17 protein-coding genes and 1 tRNA gene are annotated in these 17,260 nt (G+C 43.9%); 9 read left to right on the top strand and 9 right to left on the bottom strand.

The annotated features are described in order from the left end of the window. The first annotated feature begins 72 nt into the window (after nt 1–72). Entirely contained in the window at nt 73–1,110 is a 1,038-nt protein-coding gene (locus tag FC652_RS07740) for a lactonase family protein (RefSeq protein WP_176298121.1), read from the top strand. Between the two features lie 29 nt (nt 1,111–1,139). Continuing rightward, nucleotides 1,140–1,502 (top strand): RidA family protein, encoded by a 363-nt coding sequence (locus tag FC652_RS07735; protein ID WP_039447260.1) that lies wholly within the window; start codon nt 1,140–1,142, stop codon nt 1,500–1,502. A gap of 94 nt (nt 1,503–1,596) precedes the next feature. Here the strand turns inward: FC652_RS07735 and FC652_RS07730 are convergent, their stop codons facing one another. Next, the gene (locus FC652_RS07730; RefSeq protein WP_176298120.1) at nt 1,597–2,247 is read right to left on the bottom strand and encodes an HAD family phosphatase; all 651 of its coding nucleotides are present in this window, start codon (nt 2,245–2,247) and stop codon (nt 1,597–1,599) included. 200 nt (nt 2,248–2,447) lie between these two features. Here FC652_RS07730 and FC652_RS07725 point away from each other — a divergent pair, with 200 nt between their 5' ends. After that, nucleotides 2,448–3,323 carry an NAD(P)-dependent oxidoreductase gene (locus FC652_RS07725; RefSeq protein WP_176298119.1) on the top strand — a complete coding sequence of 292 codons (876 nt, stop codon included), beginning with the start codon at nt 2,448–2,450 and terminating at the stop codon, nt 3,321–3,323. 59 nt (nt 3,324–3,382) lie between these two features. On the opposite strand, the gene FC652_RS07720 is transcribed toward FC652_RS07725, so the two are convergent. The 3 genes from FC652_RS07720 to FC652_RS07710 form a co-directional block, all read right to left on the bottom strand. Beyond that, a complete protein-coding gene (locus FC652_RS07720; RefSeq protein WP_176298118.1) occupies nt 3,383–3,940 on the bottom strand; it encodes a GNAT family N-acetyltransferase in 558 nt (185 codons plus the stop codon). A 61-nt stretch (nt 3,941–4,001) separates the two neighbouring features. Then, nucleotides 4,002–4,613 carry a DUF2913 family protein gene (locus tag FC652_RS07715; RefSeq protein WP_176298117.1) on the bottom strand — a complete coding sequence of 204 codons (612 nt, stop codon included), beginning with the start codon at nt 4,611–4,613 and terminating at the stop codon, nt 4,002–4,004. Nucleotides 4,614–4,638: 25 nt separating this feature from the next. Next, a tRNA-Leu gene (locus tag FC652_RS07710) sits at nt 4,639–4,722 on the bottom strand. Nucleotides 4,723–5,283: 561 nt separating this feature from the next. Here FC652_RS07710 and FC652_RS07705 point away from each other — a divergent pair. After that, nucleotides 5,284–6,492 (top strand): NupC/NupG family nucleoside CNT transporter, encoded by a 1,209-nt coding sequence (locus FC652_RS07705; protein ID WP_176298116.1) that lies wholly within the window; start codon nt 5,284–5,286, stop codon nt 6,490–6,492. A 109-nt stretch (nt 6,493–6,601) separates the two neighbouring features. Here the strand turns inward: FC652_RS07705 and FC652_RS07700 are convergent, their stop codons facing one another. Together FC652_RS07700 and FC652_RS07695 are read right to left on the bottom strand one after the other, a co-directional pair. After that, nucleotides 6,602–7,699 (bottom strand): DUF3541 domain-containing protein, encoded by a 1,098-nt coding sequence (locus FC652_RS07700; protein ID WP_176298115.1) that lies wholly within the window; start codon nt 7,697–7,699, stop codon nt 6,602–6,604. Between the two features lie 70 nt (nt 7,700–7,769). Then, on the bottom strand, nt 7,770–8,381 hold the full coding sequence (locus tag FC652_RS07695) for an alpha-ketoglutarate-dependent dioxygenase AlkB (RefSeq protein ID WP_176298114.1): 612 nt from the start codon (nt 8,379–8,381) through the stop codon (nt 7,770–7,772). Nucleotides 8,382–8,525: 144 nt separating this feature from the next. On the opposite strand from FC652_RS07695, the gene FC652_RS07690 reads away from it, so the two are divergent. Beyond that, nucleotides 8,526–9,905 carry a diguanylate cyclase gene (locus FC652_RS07690; RefSeq protein WP_176298113.1) on the top strand — a complete coding sequence of 460 codons (1,380 nt, stop codon included), beginning with the start codon at nt 8,526–8,528 and terminating at the stop codon, nt 9,903–9,905. 81 nt (nt 9,906–9,986) lie between these two features. On the opposite strand, the gene FC652_RS07685 is transcribed toward FC652_RS07690, so the two are convergent. Further along, a complete protein-coding gene (locus FC652_RS07685; RefSeq protein WP_176298112.1) occupies nt 9,987–10,385 on the bottom strand; it encodes a PPC domain-containing DNA-binding protein in 399 nt (132 codons plus the stop codon). Further along, nucleotides 10,382–10,969 (bottom strand): TetR/AcrR family transcriptional regulator, encoded by a 588-nt coding sequence (locus tag FC652_RS07680; RefSeq protein WP_176298111.1) that lies wholly within the window; start codon nt 10,967–10,969, stop codon nt 10,382–10,384. Before FC652_RS07680 ends, FC652_RS07685 begins: the two co-directional genes overlap by 4 nt. Before the next feature lie 98 nt (nt 10,970–11,067). On the opposite strand from FC652_RS07680, the gene FC652_RS07675 reads away from it, so the two are divergent. Beyond that, the gene (locus FC652_RS07675) at nt 11,068–11,685 is read left to right on the top strand and encodes a glutathione S-transferase (protein WP_176298110.1); all 618 of its coding nucleotides are present in this window, start codon (nt 11,068–11,070) and stop codon (nt 11,683–11,685) included. Nucleotides 11,686–11,748: 63 nt separating this feature from the next. Here the strand turns inward: FC652_RS07675 and FC652_RS07670 are convergent, their stop codons facing one another. After that, nucleotides 11,749–13,917: a serine/threonine-protein kinase gene (locus FC652_RS07670; protein ID WP_176298109.1), complete on the bottom strand. Its 2,169-nt coding sequence runs from the start codon at nt 13,915–13,917 to the stop codon at nt 11,749–11,751. 228 nt (nt 13,918–14,145) lie between these two features. On the opposite strand from FC652_RS07670, the gene tagH reads away from it, so the two are divergent. The 3 genes from tagH to tssK are packed head-to-tail and all read left to right on the top strand — an operon-like array spanning nt 14,146 to nt 17,252. Beyond that, nucleotides 14,146–15,450, top strand: coding sequence for a type VI secretion system-associated FHA domain protein TagH (tagH, locus tag FC652_RS07665; RefSeq protein ID WP_369597881.1), 1,305 nt, complete (start codon nt 14,146–14,148; stop codon nt 15,448–15,450). Beyond that, complete coding sequence (tssJ, locus tag FC652_RS07660; RefSeq protein WP_047110650.1) at nt 15,451–15,906, top strand: type VI secretion system lipoprotein TssJ; 456 nt, start codon at nt 15,451–15,453, stop codon at nt 15,904–15,906. A gap of 23 nt (nt 15,907–15,929) precedes the next feature. After that, entirely contained in the window at nt 15,930–17,252 is a 1,323-nt protein-coding gene (tssK, locus tag FC652_RS07655; RefSeq protein WP_080539255.1) for a type VI secretion system baseplate subunit TssK, read from the top strand. Nucleotides 17,253–17,260 lie beyond the last annotated feature (8 nt).

The raw sequence follows: 17,260 nt of genomic DNA, 5'->3' as shown, positions 1-17,260 counted from the left end.
AAAGCCGTTGCCGCCTGTGACGACAGGCGGCAAGGTATTGAGATAGCTTAAGGAAAAGGAATAAAAGACAAAATGACAGTTGGCCGTTTGCATTTTTACGTTGGTACCTACACCGATGAACCGAGTATTAGTGAGGGTGTCGTACAGCTAGAACTGAATACAGAAACTGGGGAGCTCATACCGTTTAATGAGCTGGTTACCTTACGTAATCCTTCCTACCTCACCCAAACCTCCAAAGGCCTCTACACCTTTAGCGAAGTTGATCTGCACGATCAACCTCAACTTGTGCAAGTGGGTTGCATTGACCAAAGCACTATCGCTATTGAAGGGAGTTACCCCTGCCATATCGACATCGATCCGACGCAGACGTTTTGTGCCGTCGCAAATTATGGTTCAGGCAACACCTCCATATATACGCTCGATGTGTTAGGTGCGCCGTCAGAGTGCATTGCTGAGCTTTATGTGGAAGGTGATGGCCCAAATCGAGAGCGACAAACATCACCACACGCGCACCAAGCAACTTTTCTACGCCATAGCCCTTTTTTAGCCGTGGTGGATTTGGGCACCGATCAGGTGCATTTCTATCAAATTGACGCTCAGCAGCAAGCCTTTACTTTGCATCAGTCACTCAAGCTTCCAGCAGGCAGCGGCCCTCGTCACTTGGTCTTTAATCAGGCGGAAACTCGCGCCTATTTGCTGTGCGAGTTGACCGAAACTTTGTTAACGCTAGAACGAGCAAACGAACGTTGGACGATGGTTTCAGAGCAACCTTTGTTGCCGGGTGAAGAAAATGGTGCTGCGGCTTCTGCCATTCGATTGTCTTCCGATGAGCAATTTCTCTATGCATCCTGCCGCCGACAAAATAAAATCACGGTTTTTGATGTCAGCCAAAGCGAGCCGAAATGGTTAGAGGCGGTGGATTCTCTTGGAGATTTTCCGCGAGACTTTGTGTTGTCGCGCAATGGCAAATGGTTGTTGGTGGCGAACCAGCATAGCCACAATGTGGTCAGCTATCGTCGCGACCGCGACTCGGGCTGTTTAACCGCAACGGGATTCAGTTGCCAAATTGGTAGCCCAGTTTGCTTAGTCGAGCATCAAGAACCCTTTTAATAAAATCAATCCGATAAAGAGAAAATACGATGACAATTCACCGCATTAACCCATGTAAACGCTGGTCTGATATTACCGTCTTCAATGGCATTGCGCATTTTGTGGAAGTGGCTGACAGTGATACCAACGCGGACATGAAAGGGCAAGTGGAGCAGATTTTTGCTCAAGCAGACGCGCAATTGGCGAAAATTGGCAGTGATCGCTCGCGTATTCTTTCGGTGACTATTTACGTGACTGATTTTGCCAACTTTGATGCGCTCAATGAAGTATGGGACAACTGGTTCCCAGAAGGTTGTGCGCCAAGCCGTGCTTGTGTCAAAGCAGAGCTTGCTGACCCAGACTATTTGGTTGAAATGACCTTTGTCGCGGCCGCGGGTGAAGCATTTCAGTAACTATTTGAACGCGTGCAGAATAGTTAACGGTTAGAAAATTTAAAAGGGGCGATGATTTCGCCCCCTTTTTTTGCTCACGCATTTCTCTTTGGGTTTAGTTGCTGGTTTGCAGTTCTTTCAATACATTGTTAAGTGATGGACAGATCCGATGGCCAAAAGCGATCACTTCATCGCATGGCTGTACCAAATCAGGAATTTGATAGGTGATCATGTTCGCAGCAACGGCAGCACGGACACCATTGTTAGAATCTTCAAATGCTAAGCATTGCGCTGGTGGAATCGACAAACGGCTCGCAGCCAGTAAGTAGATTTCTGGATCTGGCTTGCCATGCGACACTTCACATCCTGTCGTTATGGAATCAAAGTAGTGATCGAGTCCGGCCAACTTGAGTTTCACTAAGGCGACATCTTTTTGTGTTGAGGTGGCGACTGCGGTAGGGATACCGCTGTGTTTGAGCCACTTCAGCAGCTCTATCACCCCTTCTTTCACCGGAATCGCTTCGTGCAATACCACTTGGTTGTAACGCTTGCGCCATTCTGCATGAAGACGGTCTAAATCCTCACCATAGGCGGACCGCAAAATGGTATCGATACCCGCAGAGTTGCGGCCAATAATAGATAGGTAGGTGTCTTGGTAAAAAGGCAGATTTTGTACATCACAAGCTTGTTTAAAAATACGCATACAAACGCGTTCAGTGTCGAGCAAAAGCCCATCCATATCAAAAATAGCAGCGTTAAATTTCATCAGTACAGCTTTAATCAGACAAGTAGAGTGAAAGACATTGTGACACAGGACCCGTGAAAATGGCAGGTTAAGCTGCCAAGGTGAGGTGCTTGAGTTCTTTGCATACAGATCCAAGTATTTGTTGGGAAAGTGGATATAGCAAGTAAGTAGTGGTTTCAGTTATCATGCCTATTCACGAACACAAGGTCATTGGGGGAAAGATGGAAGTCAAAAAAGTCGCGTTTATTGGTCTGGGAGTGATGGGCTACCCAATGGCGGGCTACTTGAGCAAAGCGGGATACGAAACGCATGTATACAACCGTACTTTTGCCAAGGCTCAAAAATGGACAGAACAGTATCAAGGGGAAGCCTTTGAAACGCCACGTGAAGCGGCACTTGGCTGCGATGTGGTGTTTGTTTGTGTTGGTAATGATGACGATGTACGCAGTGTCGTTTATGGTGAAGACGGAGTATTAGCAGGGTTGGAACCGGACTCGATCCTGGTGGATCACACCACAACTTCTGCCGAACTGGCTATTGAACTGGCGGATGCTTGTCGTAAAGTGTCTAACCATTTTATTGATGCGCCAGTTTCTGGCGGACAAGCGGGCGCAGAAAACGGCGTGTTGACGATTATGTGTGGCGGTGAAGAGGCCATCTTCAATACGGTTTCATCCGTGATGGAGGCTTATGCAAAGCAAATGACGCTGCTGGGCGAAAATGGCCAAGGTCAACGCTGTAAAATGGTTAATCAAATCTGTATCGCGGGTGTGCTTCAAGGTCTTAGTGAGGCCATTTTGCTTGCGCAAAAGTCAGGTTTAGACATCACACAAGTGGTAGATACACTGAAGCACGGTGCGGCGGGATCTTGGCAGATGGAAAATCGTGCGCTGTCGATGGCGCAAGGTAAGTTTGACTTTGGTTTTGCTATTGATTGGATGAGAAAAGATCTCGGTTTTTGCTTGAAGGAAGCACAGCGTGTCGGGCTTGAGTTGCCACTGACAAAGCAAGTGGATCAGCAGTACGCAGAGCTTCAGCAACAAGGACAAGGACGGATGGATACGTCAGTGCTGATCAAAGCCGTCGCGAAACAGTAAGTTTAAACGGTAATTCAAGTATCAATAACCATGGGAGCTAAGAAGCTCCCACGTTTTTTCTAGCAAGAAAGGATCTTTGCTTGCCACTCGGATTTTGATATCGCATACACGGCGTGGTCGAGCACTCTATTTTGAACTCTCTCGTTGCGGCGAATGATCCCCTCGAGTTGCATGCCGAGGCGTTCAGCAACCGCACGACTGGCATGGTTTTCTTTGGCTGCGCGAAGTTGCACCAGCTCCATCGACAAAGTATCAAATGCATACTCTATCAGCGCTTCACACGCTAAAGTGACAATACCTTTGCCTTGCATCTCTTCTGAAAGCCAATAACCGATACAAGTTCTTTGAAGATGGTGGTTGATTTCGTGAAGACTGATGTTGCCGACGAGCTTCTGTTGATAAAAAATCGCGCAGGTTACTGATTGACGATCTGCGTATTCGTGCAGTGAACGTTGAATAAACTGCTTAAAATCTTGCTTGGTTTGGCAAAGTGGAGGCCAAGCCAGCCATTGGGATAGGTAGGCTTGTTGCTCTGCGACCAATGGAACGTAAAGTGCAGCGAAAGAATCTTGAACCAAAGCGAGTCTGATATCAGGGGAGACGTCGAGTGTAAACATCGGCAATCCTTTGAATTATTGTTGTTTTGGCAACTTAGGATAGCAGGATAGTGAGTGAGTATTAAGCGAGTTCTAGCGTAATACGAACAAATTGTTCGTCTTGATATTGAACGGAATAGTGAAAGGTGTTGCTTGCGTAGATGGCACCGAGAAACAGTGAGCGTTGACTCATCGGGCCGCGGAACAGCATAGAAATGGGTTCGATCAGCTTGTTGCGTTGATCGAAATGCTGGTTGAGGTTAGTGGTCAACACGCACAATAAACAACCATGTTCATCATGTGACAAATCCACTGCTTCTGGGCGAGAGAGTAACACGGTGGTACCGAGTTTCTTTTCGACTTCATTGATCAGCAATAGGTAGCTATCTAGATGTGGTTGAACAGGGGCACTTTCCGCTCCTACACATCGCTCCAATAATGCTTCAAGGTTGCCATTTTCGCCTTTTGCTTGCTGAGTTATAGCTTTAAGCGGTTTTTTAATCAACTTATAGCGATTGCTCTTCAGCTTTGGTTTCAGCCATTTTTGCAGAATGTCGTTACTTTCTTGACGAGAGAGTGAGGAGTGTGCGGTAGCGAGGCGGCGAAATTCCAGGTGCAACAAAGCGTGAACGGCAAGTTCACTTAGCAGTTGGTTTGCATCTGCATTGGGTTTCGCGGGCTTAATACCTTGCATCACATTGATTTTATTTATAAAGGAATGGTGCCGAGAGAGGGACTCGAACCCTCACACCATAGGCGCTAGCACCTCATGCTAGTGTGTCTACCAATTTCACCATCTCGGCACAGGATGTTGAAGCTAAGCTTCAAATTTTGATGCGGTTCATTTCAAACCGAAGCGAATTATATCCAAAAATTACTGGAAGGCGAGTATTTCCTTTACTTAAATTGGTGATTTTGGTTCGTTTGGATAATTATTATCCATCTAAGTGGTAAAAATCATCATTATCCCCATTTTGTGTAGTGATTAGAGTGTGAAATGCACGTGTTGATTAAATTATGAGCGCTTGAACGTTTGCGTGAATAAATGTGATGAATATCTCTTTTTGTTGTCTATACTAGCGACCCGTTTAAGCGGGAAATAGGGTTTATCGTTCATAACCCTTACCCATACAAGCCGTCACAAGGAAACAAATCGTCCAATAGTTTGGCTATTTGAGTGAATGACCCCAAGGACCGGACCAGCTGACTTTTGAAAGCTTGTATAAGGTAAAAAAGATGTCGAACTATTCGTTCAATTTCATTCGTGAGTCTTGGTGTCAGTCGTCACCGCTTCATACCCCTTCTTCTTTTGCTGGTTTTTTCAGCTCCTCCTCCATTTTTAAGTTTTAACTAGGTCGTTGCTCATGAATATTTTGTTAAGTCTATTAGGTGTGGTTGCGCTCATTGGTTGTGCGTTTTTGCTGTCGGAAAGCCGTCGCTCTATTAACTGGAAAACGGTATCGCGAGCTTTGCTGTTGCAGGTGGGGTTCGCGGCGTTAGTCCTTTATTTTCCATGGGGACAAGCGGCGCTGGCGGGAATGAGCAGTGCGGTCTCGGGATTGCTGAGTTTCGCTGATGAAGGGATCGCCTTCTTGTTTGGTGATTTGGCATCCTCTGGTTTTATCTTTGCTGTCCGTGTTCTTCCGATCATTATCTTCTTTAGCGCTCTTATCTCTGCCCTGTATTACTTGGGTATCATGCAAAAAGTGATTCAATTTATTGGTGGTGGCATCCAGAAATTCTTGGGTACCAGCAAAGCCGAGTCTCTTGTCGCAACAGGCAATATCTTCCTTTCTCAAGGTGAATCACCTCTGCTAATTCGTCCGTTTTTGGCCAATATGACTCGATCAGAACTGTTCGCTGTGATGGCAGGCGGTATGGCATCGGTTGCGGGTAGCGTGCTCGGTGGCTATGCTGGTTTAGGTGTTGAGCTGAAATATTTGATTGCAGCGAGTTTTATGGCGGCACCAGGCAGTTTGTTAATGGCAAAAATCATCGTGCCTGAGCGTGCGACGCCAAGCGACTACACCAACATTGAACTCGATAAATCTGACCAAAGTAACGTGATTGATGCACTGGCAAGTGGTGCGATGGGCGGCATGAAAGTGGCTGTTGCGGTGGGCACTATGCTGATTGCGTTTGTCAGTGTGATTGCCATGGTGAACACGGGTTTAGAAAACTTGGGTGAGCTATTCGGTTTCACTGGCGTCACGTTGCAAGCGATTTTTGGCTATTTATTCTCTCCATTGGCTTGGTTGATCGGTATCCCTTCCAATGAAGTGCTCGCAGCGGGTTCTTACATTGGCCAGAAGATTGTGATGAATGAGTTTGTGGCGTTCATTGACTTTGTCGAGCACAAAGCGCTGCTTTCTGAGCACAGCCAAGTGATCATCACGTTTGCTTTGTGTGGTTTTGCTAACATTGGTTCGATTGCGATTCAACTGGGCTCCATCGGTGTGATGGCGCCAGAGCGTCGCAGTGACGTAGCAAACATGGGTCTTAAAGCGGTTGCTGCGGGTACGTTAGCCAACCTAATGAGTGCATGTTTGGCTGGGATTTTTATCTCCCTATAATTCTGACAGCCTCAGCAGACGTCTTCTTTGCTAGCGAGAAGAAATGCTAAATGAGAACAAAAATGCCCTGTGAGAACAGGGCATTTTTTATGCGTTAGATTTACAAAAATTAGGGTTGAGCTGGTTTATCGGCAATCAAGCCATAAGGCATTGAGGTGAACACTTTAGGGTTATGTTCCAGAGTTGGCGCTTCATTCACCCTTTGCCAATCGAGCAGCATGATAGCCAGGACGTTACGATGTTCACCCGATTCCATGTCAAAGTCACCAGAAGTAGAAGGGATCATGCCACGTTCCGAGTCGATTGAGGCTTGAATAGCTTGGCGTGTTTTCTCAACAACAGGGTCGTCTTCTAGTCCTGCCAGTAAGAAGCTGATACCTACTTCTGCAATGACATCTTCTTTTGCTCGAAGCAGAATGGTATCAATGTGCTCTCGGAAATAGTCAAAAATCCATTGATGTTGCTGTTCACTCACTTGATGCTGGTAGTATTCCGAATCGGCAAAAATGATGTGAGTCATCCCATAGATTTTGTTGCCAAACTGCTGGCCATTAAGCGCTTTGTCTTTTTCGTCGGGGTAGGTCTCTTTAAATGCTTTGATAAAATCATCCACCACGTCTTGTTCACCCAATTGGCGCAGCCAGTAGACTTGATTAGCCAGTTGCGCAGCCCACGCTTCAATCATCTCTGAATTGGTCGCGTATTTCTTAAAGTCAAAGCGTCGAATGACTTCACGTAGTTTCGCATCTTGCTTGTGCTCTAGGCCATATTCGTTAGCACGAGCCATCGAACCAAGCAGATCAACGCCTAGATAGAGATACTCTGGCATGTGTTTGGTTGCGGTGTAGCGACGGATGCTACGCTCATCGGTATCCCCAATGTAACCTGCTAAACGCTTTTCCGAATATAGAATCACTTGTTCTGGTGTGTTCACCTCAGCAGCAAAACGATTCAAACGGCTTGCCACTCTAGCGAGATCACTCCAAACGGCTGCAGCGTATTTCGGATCCAGTGTTTGTCGATACATTCGCAAGCCATAATGACCTTCTTTGAACGCTGGCAAGGTATAAAGTTGAGTTTCATAGGTACTGCGGATTAACTGTGCAGATTCTTGGTAGCTCGGTATGGTGACGTCTTCACTCGCCAGTGATGAAAAAACCACACCCAGTGATAATAGAGAAACGAGTGTCCGTGTCGCGATGTTCATGACTGATTCCAGTATCAAGGAGATAAATCGAAAGGTACCAGCTATTGTCACGGTTTATGTAAGCGTCAGGTCAAATGGCGGTAGGAATTATCTTTCGATAGGTCAAGTTGATCCTTTCTGACTTGTTTTTAGCGGTTTTCGGTACACAATGTTGCCAAAAATGTTGAGTTGTACCGCCCATCACCAAGAGCGATCCTGATGTTAACTCAAACTCGATTTTTTGCTTGGTGACTTTGTGTTGGAGAACAAAACGACGTGTTTCTCCTAAGCTGAGGGACGCAATGATTGGATTGCTCCCCAGTTCAGCTTCATTGTCTTGATGCCAGCCCATTGAATCTTGACCGTCACGGTAGAGGTTGGCGAGCACAGAGTTAAACGTAGTGTCTGCTGCCAGTTCGCACTGTACTTTGAGCGCTTTTAGCATAGGTGTCCACGGCAAAGGTTCCATGGTCAAACCAGAGTAATGATAACGCTCCTCGCCGTACCAAGCTTGAAGCCGAGGTTGCAGAACTTGCTGACCAAACATACGAATGTATTTTTGCTCCCATGCCAAGCTATGCATCAGTGCTGCAAAAACTTGATTGGCTTGTTCTTGGTCGAGAAAGTTGGGCCGCCACAGTAACTGGCCGTCTTCTATGTCGAGCCAATCTGAGGTTTCAAACAAAAACAGTGAAGATGACATACACTTACCTAGTAAATATACAAAATAATGCTTAACTCTGACGATTGGATTGGTTTATTCTTATACTTATATTAAGTTTTTTAACAATAATAACGATTTATCCATTGCTTAACCTATTTTTTAGAGCTGGAAACTGGGGATTCGATGAAGTATATGTCTGGAAAACGATGGAGTGTCAACCTGTTGTTTGTCCTGTTTCTTATTCTGTCTGTCGGCATTATTGAGCTGCTCAATCAGGAGCAGAAAAAAGTCAGATTAGAGTATTTTCAACGGGAGGCGAAAGAACAGTTGTCGTCTATTCGTTCCAAGTTAGAAGCCGCGATAGTGTCTGATATCTATATTGTCAGCAGCTTGGCTACGTTGGTTTCGCTTCACCCTAACAGTAACAAACAAGCGCTCGATCAAGCATCAGATAAAATTCTTCGAAAAGGCAAACATATCCGCGTTATTGGCTTGGCAAAAAATGATGTAGTTAACTACGTCTATCCACTGCTGGGTAACGAAGGTGTACTTGGGTTGGATTACAAAACAGTACCTGAACAATGGGAATCCATTAATAAAGCGAAAACGATTGAAGAAATTTTCATCGCAGGGCCAGTTAATCTGGTGCAAGGCGGTAGAGCTTTGATTGCTCGCGTGCCGATTTTTAACGATCCCCCACTGAACTCGCAATATTGGGGGGTGTGCAGTGCAGTACTGAACTTTGATTCACTGATTATGGAGGTGGGGCTAGCGAGCTTTGCCTACCAGCATCGTGTTGCCATTAAGGGATTTGATAGTGAAGGGGAGAGAGGTCAAATGGTGCTTGGAGAGCAAGCCACTTTTGATCAAGCTTTTGTCAAAGAGCGTGTTAACTTCCCTTATGGCAGCTGGGTGCTTGCGGTGGCGGAAGACGATCGTTTGTTTGCGTCATTGCCTTGGTATCAATTACAAGCGGTTCGGCTGATTGGTTACCCTTCGTTGATTTTTTTCTGCTTGATCTTTTTTGCCATCTACCGGCTCTACAGAATGGCACATAGCCGTTCTCTGCACGATGAACTGACGGGACTCCCTAATCGTCGATACTTTATGTACTCGCTCGAACACCATTTTGAGCATGCAAAAAAGCAGGATCGTGATGAAACCTTTGCAGTGATCAATTTGGATTTGGATCGATTTAAACACATCAATGATACCCTTGGGCACTCAGCCGGAGATAAAGTGTTAATTGCGTGTGCGGAGAGACTCAAAGCCACGCTACGCTCAACTGATTTGGTTGCGCGAATAGGCGGGGATGAGTTTCTAGTGTTGTCAGCACGGATACTGCGTGAAGAAGACATGGAAGTGTTGATCAATAAACTCAAGGTAGCACTTTGTTCTATGCCAATCGTTTATGAGAGTGAACTGATCTACCTCAACATCAGTATTGGTTATTGCCTATTTCACCATGACATGAAGGATTCAGAAGAGATGTTAAAGCAGGCAGATCAACATATGTACGCGGAGAAAAAAGCCAACAAAACGCGCTTTGCAGTCGTGAACTGATTGAAGTGCTTGTTCTTCGATGTAAGGCATCAATCGGTGAGTTGCTCGCCGGTTTTACTCCTCGTAAAACAGTTGAGCATCTCACATGGCGTTGGACAGTTCACTAAAACCAGTGTTGTCATCCCACACACGTTGGAAGAGCATATCAGGATACGAATGAATAATAAGCTCTGCTGTTGTATCAACAAAGCTGCCTTCTAACAAATGCCCACCGTATACACGTCCTTGTTTATCCGCGACAGAGATGTGAATATGTTGATGTTCAGGTGTTAATGTCGCTGTGATAGAAACAATTTCAAAGGGTTCGCTAACGCACAATGTGTTTTGCGCACCGGCTAATCGTAGGTTGATACGTTCTAAGCAACCAGTACAACCGGCAATACTGCCTGCGGAAATTTGATGCTTTTTGACGATATCGGCGATCGATGTTTTCAAATCACAGCCCCGAGTGAGCCTTTCTACAATCACGTTGATGGTCATTCGTGTTTCTCTGTCTTAATAAGTACCAACAATGCGTTAAGTGCACAATCGAGGTCATCATAACGTTTGGCTTTTCCAAGTACGCGCATCCCTTGCATTTGGTTCAAGATAAGCTTTGCTATGTGTTCTGAGTGAGTTGAGGTGATCACTAGCCCTTGCTTTTGCGCATTGTCAATTGCCGACTTTAGCACCGTTAGCAAATGGTCAAAAAGACGGTTGCCTTTCTCTAACACGGTGCAGTCCTCTCCAGCATGTTCTACCAGAGCATTTTGCATGAAGCACCCACTGGTCCCTTTTCTCTGTATCTTTGCAAACTGGATTAGAAAACGCTCAAGCTCAGGCATACTGGCATCTTTTTGAGAGAGTTCGTTTAGCGAGGGAAATGAGATCGTTTTTAGATAAGTGTCTAGCGCTTCGTAGTAGAGATGTTGCTTATCTCCAAATGTGTTGTAGAGGCTAAATCGATTGATTTTAAGCCCGTCAACTAAGTCCGAAATAGCAGTATTGGCATATCCTTTCTTCCAAAAGAGTGCCATGGCTTCTAGCAGTTTTTCATCACGACTAAAGTTAGCTTTGCGTGCCATAAGAATTCCAATTGAGCAAAAATATTCTTGACTGAACGTTTAGGAAACAAGTAGAGTTTAACCTAAACGATCGTTCTGAAAAAGAAAAAGGACTAAAAATGAAACTGTATGAAACAGAAATGACTCCTAGCTGTCGCCGAGTAACGCTATTTTTGGCTGAAATTGGTGCAAGTGTTGAACGCGTTCAGCTCAACGTAAGAGAAGGTGATAACCTCAAACCCGAATTTTTGCAGAAAAGCGTCAATGGTAAAGTGCCGATGCTTGAACTGGACGACGGCACAACGCTGTGTGAAAGCGTGGCAATCTGTCGTTATTTTGATGAGATTCATCCGAATGAAATGGCGTTGTTTGGGCGTAACGCTTTAGAAAAAGCGCAAGTCGAAATGTGGCACCGTGTTGTCGAGTTTCAAGGGCTCTACACTGCATTCCAAGCTTTTCGCAATATCACGGCAATATATCAAGACAGAGAAACGTGTGTGGAAGCATGGGGCGTAGAATCTAAAAAACGTGTTGAGGCATTTTTGCCAGTATTGGAAAAGCGCCTTTCTGAAAGCAGTTATGTTGCGACAGAACACTTTACGATTGTCGACATTACCGCGTTTATTTTTGTTACGTTTGCTGTAAAAGGGCTTGAGCTTGCGGTCTTTGAACATTTCAGCCACATTCAGAAGTGGTATGAACAAGTCTCCAGCAGAGCGGCATTCCAGCCTTTGTAATTCAGTATACCTATACTGAAACGGCCAAAGCGGGTGACGCTTTGGCCGTTTTTTGTCGTCGCCTTAGCCTCTAAAGTCGGTACTGTCGACTTGCTGCAGAAGTTCGTTTGCCTTTTTCATCGCGTTTCGCGCACTGACTGATTGGCGTTTTTTCAGCAGCATATCAGAAAACTTTAAGTATTTATTGGCCGTTTGAAAACGCAGATCCGAAATGTTTGGAATGTCCATGGGGAACTCTCGGGCTAACTCTTCAATATCCACTACCACTTGATCCAGTGCTGATACAGTAGCAGCCTTTTCAAGGTTTTGATAAATTTCAGACAATCTATCTCCGTACAGTATTATTACTGCTTCAGATGGGTATTTCACTTTGTCACTATTGCTTGGCTGCTTTTGCCAACTATCTATTGCGATCACTGCTTCGTTGAACACACGAGCGTTTTGTAGTTTTTTACGTGATATTTCATTGGTACTGAAGAAGGTACCACCTACGGCCAAAAGCTCAGTGAGTCTATTGGAATCCTTCACTGCGATGGCCTGATCAATGTTTTGGTAAAACACCTCAGTGGCTAAAGAGGAGGGTGTTAGAGGATAGTTTTGTTGAATTGAATGCAAATCATTGTGTAAATCAACGATCGATTTCCCATCCTGTTTCGCATCGTATTGACCTTTCTCGAGTACAGAATTGATGTGTCTTTCAATTGACAGCAACGTTGAACGCTTGCTCGAGCGCATGTCAAGGTTGAGCAATTCAAGCTTGTGGGAATCTGGGTAGTAGATGGCCGCGTGCTTCAGGACAGATTCGACTTGATCGTAATCGGGATACTCGTTATTGCTTTGGTTGAGAATTTCATCAATCTGTTGCTCGAATGTCGCGAGAAGCGTTTGCTTGTGATGTCGCAGTAATCCGGCTCTTAAAACCGGATGGATGGTATCGGATGCGCTAAGTTCGAAGACTGACTCAGGTTGGCTATTAATGATCTGTTGTTGTGTTTGTAGCGAATGAGCCAATTGGCGATTGGCCTTTTCCAACTGCACGATCTGCGAGTTTAAGTGATACGCAATACCAAGAGAGGTGGATAAACCTAGAACAATCAATGCAGCTATCGCATATTTTGAGCGATTATTTTGGTTGAGTCTCTGTTTCAGTGACTCGGCACTGAGCTTGTACTGACCGCTGGTGTCGGTGAGAATCGTTTTAATATCGGGCCATAGGGTATTTGGAAAACCAGAGGGTTTCTTTAGCGGAATCGCATTTTTCTTAGCCAAATCGATAGGGGTTCGATTATAGGGATGCTTGCAAGAGAGTAGTTCGTATGCCATGCAGGCAAACGCAAACAGATCGTCCTGTCTGCATGGCTTATTACCGCTAATAATATTGAGGGATGCATAATTTGGTGTATATCCCAATACTTGATGATCATCGACTTTACGCTTGGCGGCGTACTGATCTTGTTTGAGGCGTTCAGTTTTTGACACACCAAAGTCGAGCAATTTTACCGTACCGGCTGAATCGATCATGATGTTAGCGGGCTTCAGGTCTGCGTGTACGATATCAAGCGAATGAGCATATATCAGAGCATCGAGTATTTGGTTTAGTAGGACTTTGGCATTAGGAAACGCTAAGCCATTGGGTCTGGAACGCTGAATCAACTGTTCGATGGTCTCACCATCTAAGTATTCCATCACAATAAAATAAATTTTGTTATCGACGCCAAAATCAAAAACACGAATGATGTTGGGGTGGCTCAAGGTTTGAGTATGCTGCGCCTCTCGGATAAGCATTCGCGCAGTCTCTGGTTGGTCGATGTATTCGTGCTGCAATACTTTGAGTGCGACAAAAGGACTAGCAACTCCAGATGATTCAAGAACTTTATCTTTGGCTCGGTAGACGTCACATAGGCCACCATGCCCAATTAGGCTGTCAATCACGTAACGATTTTTGACTAAATGGCCTTTCTCTAGAGTTTGATAACCGGGAGAATTGTTTTCCCCCGTCACAGCGGTGTTTACCTCTGTTCTTGTTGAGGGGTGAGCTGTTTTTGATTCGGGTCTTTTAGTGTGAGATTTGTCGTTTCTATTGTCTTCTTTATTTATTTCTTTAACACTAACTGGTTCTATTTTACTTTTTTCTACATTCTTTTCTGGACCGATTTTTTGTGAACGCGCAATAAATTTAGTCTTGTCATTTTTCTCTTCTTGCGTGTTTTTCTTCTCATTATCAACTGACATATACAACCCCTAAAACGGTAAAGAGTGACATCATATACTCAAAAAAGTTTGATTTGGCTGCGAATTAAAAGCTTTCGTACTAATTAACAGAGGACTAATTCTTTGTAACATTGGTTATCACTAAAAGTTTGAACTGTGTTCTATATTTGTTTTGTTGCATGATTTTGGCTTTGTGTTAAATCAGCAAAATGCTCATTATCGCAAGCAATAAATATATCTAAAGTAGTAGTGCATTCTAATACTGAAAACAAAATTGAGTTTGCATTTTGGTTTTTGTTGATAAATGCATTATTAATAAAGTGGCTAGAGGATGTTATGGGAATAGTGCTTTCGATTACTAGTTTCCACCGTTTTACACCAGAAATAAAAAGTGTGTATTCAATACCAACCAATGAAGAACACTTTTGTATGAAATTTGGTCGCTCTGAGAGCTGTGATTGGGTATTACCTGATCCTGAACGAATTATTTCTGGTGTTCATGGTGAAATAACTAAGTTTGGTAATGATTATCTACTTAGAGATCTCTCTACAAATGGTATTTTTGTTAATAAGTCAGTCAGCCCAGTAGGAAATGGTGTCGAGGTGGCTTTAAATGACAAAGATGTGATTAATTTTGGAGATTATGAAATCGAAGTATCATTTAAAAATAGTGAAAACCATAACGTAACTCAAAGCCAAATCCACACTAATACTCTGTCACCACGTGAAGTAAATAAAGAGCCTGTCAGTGGTAATGATAATTTTATGGATTTTGGTTTTGATGCAAACCTATTTTTGGCAGAAGAAGAAAAGCAGCAGCAAAATCTATCGCCAGAGCTAGGTGATTTGGATGACTTTCTTGATGCTCCCATATTAAGCCCTCACATAGAGCCGACTTTGAAAGAAGAGAGAGCGACCGACTATCCTCGTGATGAGAAAGTGGCTAAGCGATGTGAGCGTGTTGACTCGGATTTGAACGCCTTTCTCAAGGGGGCTGGCATCGATTTAAGCTTAGTTCCAGAACAGGAAAGAGAGCAATGGTTTAATCGATTAGGTCGCTCTTATTCTCTCATGTTAGAAGGCCTAATGCAGACACTGCATAATCGTGCAGAATTTAAACAGGCGAACAAATTAAACCATACATCTTTTCAGAAAAAGGAAAATAATCCTCTTAAGTTTTCGGCTAATTTAGAAGATGCAATTCACAATCTATATAACAGACGCAGTGCGAGTTTTCTCTCACCGGAAGCTGCCATTCAATCTGCATTCAATGATATAGAAGCTCATGAAAAAGCAATGATAGAAGGTGTTCATGGTGCTGTATCTGGGGTGTTACGACTGCTTGAGCCGAATACCATATCTGGAAATGTGTCTCAAAGTGAAAAAAATGGATTGACATCAATATTTTCGCAACTCGATAAAAAACGATGGAAGAAGTATGAAAATATCTATTTTCAAATAAGAAATGAAATTGACATTGATGAGAAAGGGTTTTATTTGGAAGACTTTTCCAAATCTTATGAATCGGCAATAAGAAAAGTAGGGAGAGAATAAATGAAAGCCATGGTAAAAATAATTACCACAATAATAGTGTTTTTATTAGTGGGTTGCAGTGCGGCAAATATGGTTGTTTCTCCCTATTCAAATTTGGAAATAAAGACGGGATTCAATGTCAATCCAGATATGAATGGCAGACCTTCACCTGTCGTAGTTTATGTCCTTGAACTCACTTCTGATACCTTATTTACGAGTCAAGACTTCTTCTCTCTATATGAAAATACAGCCCAAACGCTAGGCCCGGATCTAGTGAACAAAACAGAATTGTATCTCTCCCCAGGCCAAAAAACACTTTATGAATCTACGATGAAACCAAGTGTTGAATATATCGGCATTGTAGTGGCATATCGAGACATCGAAAATGCAAATTGGCGCAAGGTGATAAAGGTCGACCGCAAGGGCTATAACACCTACGAGCTTTCACTAGATGAATTGTCTTTGGCTATAAAATAATAACAACGTTGGCAGGATATTAAATGAGTGTTTATTCACCGATTGTTTGGAGTGAAGGGATGTTTCTGCGTCCTCAACACTTTCAGCAACAAGAGCGAGCGTTGTCTCATGAATACAAAGGTCTAACGCGTTTAGTGGGTTGTTATGCCCGAGGAATTGAATCGTTTTCTCTCGACAAAGAACAGTTGAAAGAAGGGGTTGTATCGCTAACTGAGTGTGTTGGAATTTTCTCCGATATGACATTCGTTAACATACCTATTAAAGAGCAGCTTCCTGAGCCACTCAAAATTGAACCAGGGATTGAAAATACTTTGGTTCAGCTTGTGATACCTGCAGAAAAATCCCAAGGCCAAAACGTTTCCCATTCCGAGACTTCAATGGTAACGCGCTATAAGGTGGTTGATCACACCTTAACCGATAGCGTGTCTGGTGATGAAGAAGTACTTCAACTCGCTGCGCTTAAGTGCGAGTTAAAGGCAACCAATGACAATTTGCCGGGCTATGTCTCTTTGCCTCTGGTGAAAATTCGTCATGTTGGTAGCGAAGGTCAAGTCATTCTTGATGAAGAGTTCGTACCACCTTTCCTTAATGTCCACCATAGTTCGCTGCTTACTCGTTATCTGAATAACGTTTTAGCCATGATCAAAATTAGGGCAGACGCCATTGCAAGTCGTCTCGGACAAGGCAAGTCAGCGTCTTCCTCTGCAGTAGATTTCATTATGCTACAGATGCTGAATCGTTATGAGGCTAATTTAAGACATTTATCGAAAGGGAGTGAGCTTCATCCACATGAGTTAGCGACGGCCTTATTGAGCTTAATTGGTGAGCTGTCCACTTTTTCGAGTAAAAATAAGCGAGTCCCTAAGCTTCCCGAATACCAACACTGTAATTTGGGGCCTGTCTTTTCTGAGATGAATCAAATCCTCAGTCAATATCTGAGTGTGGTATTGGAGCAAACAGCGACCAAGATGCCCTTGGATATTCGCCAGTTTGGGATTCGCGTTACGCCATTACCAGATAAAAGTTTGCTTTCACTTTGTCAGTTTGTATTGGCCGTTAAAGCCGATGTCTCTGCCGATGAAATTAGAAAAAAGTTACCAGGACAAATCAAAGTTGGACCCGCAGAGAATATTCGCGACCTTATCAATAATCAGATCAACGGTATTGCCGTTTCGCCACTGAATGTGGTGCCAAGACAGATGCCTTACGCAGCAGGCTACGTCTATTTTGAGCTGGTTAAACAAGGCGCTTATTGGGCTCGTTTAAATGAAAGCGGGGGAATGGCATTTCATGTCTCTGGTAATTACCCAGGGTTAGAAATGGAGCTTTGGAGTATTAACCAATAAGTGAAGCT

The organism is Vibrio sp. 05-20-BW147, from assembly GCF_013369385.1.
Lineage (GTDB): Bacteria > Pseudomonadota > Gammaproteobacteria > Enterobacterales > Vibrionaceae > Vibrio > Vibrio floridensis.
Note: the sequence above shows the minus strand (reverse complement) of the source record. Positions and strands in the feature narration are given on the sequence as shown.